This window comes from Mesorhizobium sp. M7A.F.Ca.MR.362.00.0.0 (assembly GCF_004023175.1).
Taxonomy (GTDB): Bacteria; Pseudomonadota; Alphaproteobacteria; order Rhizobiales; family Rhizobiaceae; genus Mesorhizobium.
Map to the genome: position 1 here is coordinate 1 of NZ_RZTF01000395.1, position 5,787 is coordinate 5,787.

The window sequence follows — 5,787 nt, forward strand, 5'->3', positions numbered from 1 at the left end:
TGTCTTCCAGCATCGCCTTGCGGCGATCGCCGAAGCCCGGCGCCTTGACGGCCGCAACCTTGAGGCCGCCGCGCAGCTTGTTGACGACCAGCGTCGCCAGAGCCTCGCCCTCGACGTCCTCGGAGATGATCAGCAGCGGCCTGCCGCTCTGCACCACCGCTTCGAGGATCGGCAGCATCGCCTGCAGATTGCCGAGCTTCTTCTCGTGGATGAGGATGTAGGGCTCTTCCAGCTCGACGCGCATCTTGTCGGCATTGGTGACGAAATAGGGCGAGAGATAGCCGCGGTCGAACTGCATGCCTTCGACGACGTCGAGTTCGGTCTCTGCGGTCTTGGCTTCCTCGACGGTGATGACCCCGTCATTGCCGACCTTGTCCATCGCCTTGGCGATCATCTCGCCGACGCTGGCATCGCCATTGGCGGCGATGGTGCCGACCTGTGCGATCTCGGCCGACGACTTGACCTTCTTGGCCCGCGCCTGGATTTCCTTGACCACGGCGGAAACCGCCTGGTCGATGCCGCGCTTCAAATCCATGGGATTCATGCCGGCGGCGACCAGCTTGGCGCCTTCGCGCAGGATCGAGGCGGCCAGCACCGTGGCGGTGGTGGTGCCGTCACCGGCTAGGTCGTTGGTCTTCGAGGCCACTTCGCGCACCATCTGGGCGCCCATGTTCTCGAACTTGTCGGCAAGCTCGATTTCCTTGGCGACGGTGACGCCGTCCTTGGTGATGCGCGGCGCGCCATAGGCCTTGTCGATGATGACGTTGCGGCCCTTGGGGCCGAGCGTGACCTTCACCGCATTGGTGAGGATCTCGACGCCGCGCAACATGCGGTCGCGCGCGTCGGTGGAGAATTTTATTTCCTTGGCAGACATGATTTTTATCCAGTTCGTTCGGAGAAAATGAGGTCAGGCAGCTTTCTTGGCGGCCACGGCCTTTTCGGTTGCAGCGCCCTTGTCGATAATGCCAGTCTCGCTCTTGTCGATGACGCCCATGATGTCGGCTTCCTTCATGATCAGAAGGTCCTCGCCGTCGATCTTGACCTCGGTGCCCGACCATTTGCCGAACAGGATGAAGTCGCCGGCCTTGACGTCGAGCGGAACAAGCGTGCCGTTTTCGTCGCGTGCGCCAGGGCCGACGGCGATGACTTCGCCCTCCTGCGGCTTTTCCTTGGCAGTGTCGGGGATGATGATCCCGCCCTTGGATTTGATATCGCCTTCGGCGCGACGAATGACGACGCGGTCGTGGAGTGGCCGAAATTTCATGGGAACTTTCTTTCTGGGCCGGCACAGGCGGCCACGCCCCTCCTCTATAGACGCGTTGGCACTCGATAGATAGGAGTGCCAAAAATTATTCGCGGGCCAAATTAAATATTCAAAAGTATTATTTCAGCTGGCCGTTTCGTGATATCCGCAGAATGTCAAATAATTCAAAAGATTGAATTTTGCCGATCGAGTGCCTATTTATCGGACAAGTTCACTTTCACGATTTCAGGCACAAGGGAGATTTCTTCGATGGCCGAAGGCAATCAGACGATCATGGAAAAAGCTGAAGCCCGCTTTGTCGACAAGCAGAAGAAGACAGCGGAGAAAAACAAGGCGACCGCCGAATATATGTCCGAGGCAAGAGCCAGGGAGATCAAGACGGCAAGGCTGAGGGAGCTTCGGCTGGCCAAGGAAGAGGCCGATCGTGTCGCCGAGGCCCTCAATCCTACGCCGAAGAAGAAGCGGGCGACCAAGAAAGCCACGGAGGCCAAGACATGAGCCTCACCTTCCCCAACCCCAGCCGCAGCTATGACGAAGCGGGCCAGCGCATTCGTTTCGTCGGCCATGACGGCATGTTCCAGATCTCATTTTCCGTCGCTGCCGACGCCATGGCCAAGATGCGGCCGGGCACTGCTGCCGATGAAGCCGGTTATCTCCAGACATTCGACACCGAGAGCAGCGCCATCCGCGAGGTGGCGTCGAAGGCCTACGACCGCACCCGCAAGAGCATGTATGTGCTGACGGCGGCCGATTTCGGCTGAAATGGCGGCGAGTTGGCGCTGACCGCGATCAGGTCTTGCGCTCGGCCCTTTCGCGGCGTTTGACGTCGCGGACATTCATCTGCACGACCATGTCCTCGGCCTCGCGCGGCCCCATCCCGACCATCACCTTTTGCCGGACAACCGCAGGCTGGCCGGTGAAGACATCGATGATGCTCCAACTCTGGGGAAGCTCCATGCGCACCGTGTAGCGGTTGGCCATGCCGGTCAGCCTTGCATCGTGAAAAACACGGCGCCCAGGATCAGCACCGTCCAGGCGACGACCGACAGTTTCAGCACCATGCCGCCATGCGCAGCCAGAAGCTTCCGCAGGTGCGGCACACCTGCCGGCGAGATTGGTGCCGCCGCCAAGGCGACAGGGGTCTTGAGGCCAAGTTTTCCAAAAACGGGCAGCAGCGACGGTTCACGCACGAAAGGCCTCGAATGTCAGGAAAAAGCGAAGCAACAACGCTCGCCTCCCTTCCATAGCACTCTTTTCGCGAGCGCCTGCATGCCAAATTCAAGACAGGACTGCTTTGACGGCCGGTCCGCACTGCCTTCGCAACACACAACCTATTCGTGGGACCTGACTGCGGTCGGGGCAGATTGGGACGCCAAATTTTGGAGGCCTCGCCTCGGGATCGAACCGAGGCTTCAGAGATTTGCCGTCTCCAGCGTAGCCGCTCCGCCACGAGGCCATGGCTGTCGAAGTAGCGGCCAAATATTTACGGAAAGGTTAATCCCGAGGGATTGTTCAGAATTTTCGGCATCGAATTTCAGAGCGTTCGTCAGCCAACCTTGCCGGGCCTCGCTTCCGGCGCAGAGTTGCGATCCTTCACGCCCCAAGCGGCAGCCCGCCCCGTGTCGACCGAGGGCCTCCAGCACTGCGACTGACGTTCTTCCCCTGAGCTACGCGCTTCCGAGGCTGCTTTTACCCCGCGTTGCATTTCGGAGGAGAGGAGCGGAGGCCAACCAACTTTCCCCTTGAACAGCGATTCGATCTGGCTTAGCTTCATCTGAGAAAAGGTTTTCCCAAGCAATCGTCGTCGGGCTCGGCCACCTGCCGGGCCTCATCCGGCCCGGTAAGAGAAAACCTTTTCCCAACCAAGGATCTCGGCGCGATGCCATCGGACGATCTGCCTGTTCCAGTCTTTTCCAAGCCAGTCACCTTGCGTGACGTGGCCGCCCAGGCCGGAGTCAGTGTCGCCACCGCATCCAAGGCGCTCAATGGCCAGGGCCGGATGACAGCCGAGACGCGCGAACGCATTCGCGAGACCGCCCGGCGGCTCGGTTTCCGGCCCAACAGCCTGGCGCAAAGCCTGCTCCGGCGGCGCAGCTTCACCGTCGGCCTGCTCACCAACGATACCTATGGCCGCTTCTCGCTGCCGTTGATGTCGGGCATTTCGGACGCGCTGGTCGACAATGGCGTCTCGGTGTTCCTGTGCAATGTCGAGGAGGATCCGCGGCTGGGCCAGATGCATGTCGACGCCATGCTCGACAAGCGCGTTGACGGCATCATCGCCACCGGCAAGCGCATCGATCGCCATCTGCCCGTCGACCTCTCCAATCTGCGCGTCCCGGTGATCTATGCCTTCACGCAGCCAGATCCCGACGCCGTCGCCTTCGTCTCGGACGATGTTGGCGGCGCCCGGCTGGCCGTCGAGCATTTCTGCCGGCTGGGCCGCAAGCGCATCGCCCATGTCACCGGGCCGGCGAGCTTTGCCGTGGTGCACGCGCGCGTCCAGGCTTACCGCGACGTGCTGGTCGAAAACGGCCTGACGGTCAGCGAGCCGCTGCTCGGCTCCTGGTCGGAAGCCTGGGGTCACCAGGCGGTTGCGCAACTGTTCGACGGCAAAAGCGAAAGGCCGGACGCGGTCTTCTGCGGCAACGACCAGATCGCGCGCGGCGTCATCGATGCGCTGCGCGAACGCGGCCTCGACGTCCCCAGTGATGTCGGCGTCATCGGTTTCGACAATTGGGAGATCGTGGCCGAGGCGACGCGCCCGCCGCTGACCTCTGTCGACATGAACCTTGTCGCGCTCGGGCGCGAGGCCGGGTTGACCCCTGCTTTCGCTGGTCGGCGGCAAGCCCGCCGCGCCAGGCATTCGAAAACTGCCGTGCCGGCTGGTGGTGCGGCAGTCATGCGGCCATCCGCCGGGTGGCTGAAAACGAAGCGCCGCGCAATCGGCGCCAAGCCGCGGACCGCGGCAACCTTGGAGGAGGAGAACATGAGGAACCTGATTGCCAAACTGACCCTGGCCGCTGCCGTTCTGGGTGGCGGTCTCGGCACTGCCGCCGCCGAGACGGCCAACATCTGGGTGCGCGCCGACGGCTCGAATTTCATGCCGAGGATCGTCGATGCCTACAACAAGGCGCACACCAACCAGGTCAAGCTCGACATCATTCCCAATGCTGAGATCATCCCGAAATACGGTGCCGCGGCCGCCGGCGGCACGGCGCCCGACGCGCTGTCGCTCGACTTGATCTACACGCCGTCCTTCGCCGCAGCCGGCCAATTGGAGGACATTACCGATTGGGCAAAGTCCCTGCCCTATTTTGCCAGCCTGTCGCCGGCGCATGTGAAGACCGGCACCTACAAGGATCACATCTATGGCCTGCCCTTCTCTGCCGACGCCTCGGTGCTGATCTGGAACAAGAAGCTGTTCAAGCAGGCCGGCCTCGACCCCGAAAAAGGCCCTGCCAACTGGGCCGAGATCGCGGCCGATGCCGAGAAGGTTAACGCGCTCGGCGGCAACATCAAGGGCTTCTACTTCTCCGGCAATTGCGGCGGCTGCAACATCTTCACCTTCACGCCGCTGATCTGGGCGTCTGGCGGCGACATCCTGAGCGAAGACGGCTCGAAAGCGACGCTGGACAGCCCGCAGCTGCGCGGCGCCATCGATCTCTACCGCTCGATGGTCAAAAAGGATCTGGTGCCGGCGGGCGCGCAGACCGATACCGGCGCCAACTTCTTTGCGGCATTTGCCGCCGGCAATATCGGCATCTCGCCGTCCGGCGCCTTCGCCATCGGCGCGCTCAACACCCAGTATCCCGATATCGACTACGGCGTCACCTTCCTGCCGGGCAAGGACGGCGGCTGGTCGTCCTTTGCCGGCGGCGACAATTTCGTCGTCACCAAGGGCACCACGAAACTGCCCGTGGTGAAGGAATTCCTCGACTTCGCCTATTCGCTCGAAGGCCAGACAATCCTTGCCAAATACGGCAGCCTGCCGGTGCGCGGCGACATCGCCAAGGAAGCGCTGAAGGATCTCGATCCGCGCTACCAGATCGCCGCCGAGGCCATGGCCAAGGGCAAGACACCCTATTCCGTGGTGTTCAACGACCTGATCAACTCCGCCAACGGGCCGTGGACGCAGATGATCAACGAGGTCTTCTTCGGCGACGATGTCGACGGCGCCATAGCCAACGCACAAGAGACGATGCAATCGATCATCGACCAGGCGCCGCAGAAATAGCCCAACCTCACCTCCCCCTTGAGGGGAGGTCGGACCGCAGGTCCGGGTGGGGTCGCCACCGCAGTGCTCGACGTTTCTTGATGTCGGCGCGCTCCGCAGAGGACCCCACCCCCGGCCTACGGCCGGACCCTCCCCTCAAGGGGGAGGGGGACGCAGCGCCAAGGGAACAGCCATGACCGTCATCACCGCAGCAACCCCTGCCCCGCCCCGCGCCCGCAGGGTCGCCAGCCGCCAACAATGGATCGGCCTGCTCTATGTCGCGCCGGCTGTCGCGCTGGTCGTCGTCTTT

Annotated in this window: 7 protein-coding genes, 1 tRNA gene and 1 pseudogene; 4 read left to right on the forward strand and 5 right to left on the reverse strand. The window is 62.3% G+C overall.

Annotated elements, in window-relative coordinates:
- Both groEL and groES read right to left on the reverse strand, forming a co-directional pair.
- Window positions 1-874, reverse strand: an 874-nt coding sequence (groEL, locus tag EOC06_RS31085; protein WP_128309585.1) for a chaperonin GroEL, incomplete at its 3' end; no start/stop codon positions are given.
- A gap of 33 nt (window positions 875-907) precedes the next feature.
- Window positions 908-1,264 (reverse strand): co-chaperone GroES, encoded by a 357-nt coding sequence (gene groES / locus EOC06_RS31090; RefSeq protein ID WP_128309586.1) that lies wholly within the window; start codon window positions 1,262-1,264, stop codon window positions 908-910.
- Between the two features lie 249 nt (window positions 1,265-1,513).
- Here groES and EOC06_RS31095 point away from each other — a divergent pair, with 249 nt between their 5' ends.
- Window positions 1,514-1,762, forward strand: coding sequence for a hypothetical protein (locus EOC06_RS31095; RefSeq protein WP_127269690.1), 249 nt, complete (start codon window positions 1,514-1,516; stop codon window positions 1,760-1,762).
- On the forward strand, window positions 1,759-2,025 hold the full coding sequence (locus tag EOC06_RS31100; protein WP_127269692.1) for a DUF1488 domain-containing protein: 267 nt from the start codon (window positions 1,759-1,761) through the stop codon (window positions 2,023-2,025). The genes EOC06_RS31095 and EOC06_RS31100 overlap by 4 nt, the downstream gene beginning before the upstream one ends.
- Before the next feature lie 28 nt (window positions 2,026-2,053).
- On the opposite strand, the gene EOC06_RS31105 is transcribed toward EOC06_RS31100, so the two are convergent.
- The 3 genes from EOC06_RS31105 to EOC06_RS40375 all read right to left on the reverse strand — a co-directional run bounded on the left by EOC06_RS31105 (window position 2,054) and on the right by EOC06_RS40375 (window position 2,720).
- A complete protein-coding gene (locus EOC06_RS31105; protein ID WP_127269694.1) occupies window positions 2,054-2,245 on the reverse strand; it encodes a hypothetical protein in 192 nt (63 codons plus the stop codon).
- A gap of 5 nt (window positions 2,246-2,250) precedes the next feature.
- On the reverse strand, window positions 2,251-2,454 hold the full coding sequence (locus tag EOC06_RS31110) for a hypothetical protein (RefSeq protein WP_127321091.1): 204 nt from the start codon (window positions 2,452-2,454) through the stop codon (window positions 2,251-2,253).
- A 190-nt stretch (window positions 2,455-2,644) separates the two neighbouring features.
- Window positions 2,645-2,720: transfer RNA gene (locus EOC06_RS40375), tRNA-Cys, on the reverse strand.
- 423 nt (window positions 2,721-3,143) lie between these two features.
- Between EOC06_RS40375 and EOC06_RS31115 the strand changes: the two are divergent.
- A pseudogene (locus tag EOC06_RS31115) lies at window positions 3,144-4,188 on the forward strand (LacI family DNA-binding transcriptional regulator).
- A gap of 62 nt (window positions 4,189-4,250) precedes the next feature.
- Complete coding sequence (locus EOC06_RS31120) at window positions 4,251-5,498, forward strand: sugar ABC transporter substrate-binding protein (RefSeq protein ID WP_128309587.1); 1,248 nt, start codon at window positions 4,251-4,253, stop codon at window positions 5,496-5,498.
- Window positions 5,499-5,787 lie beyond the last annotated feature (289 nt).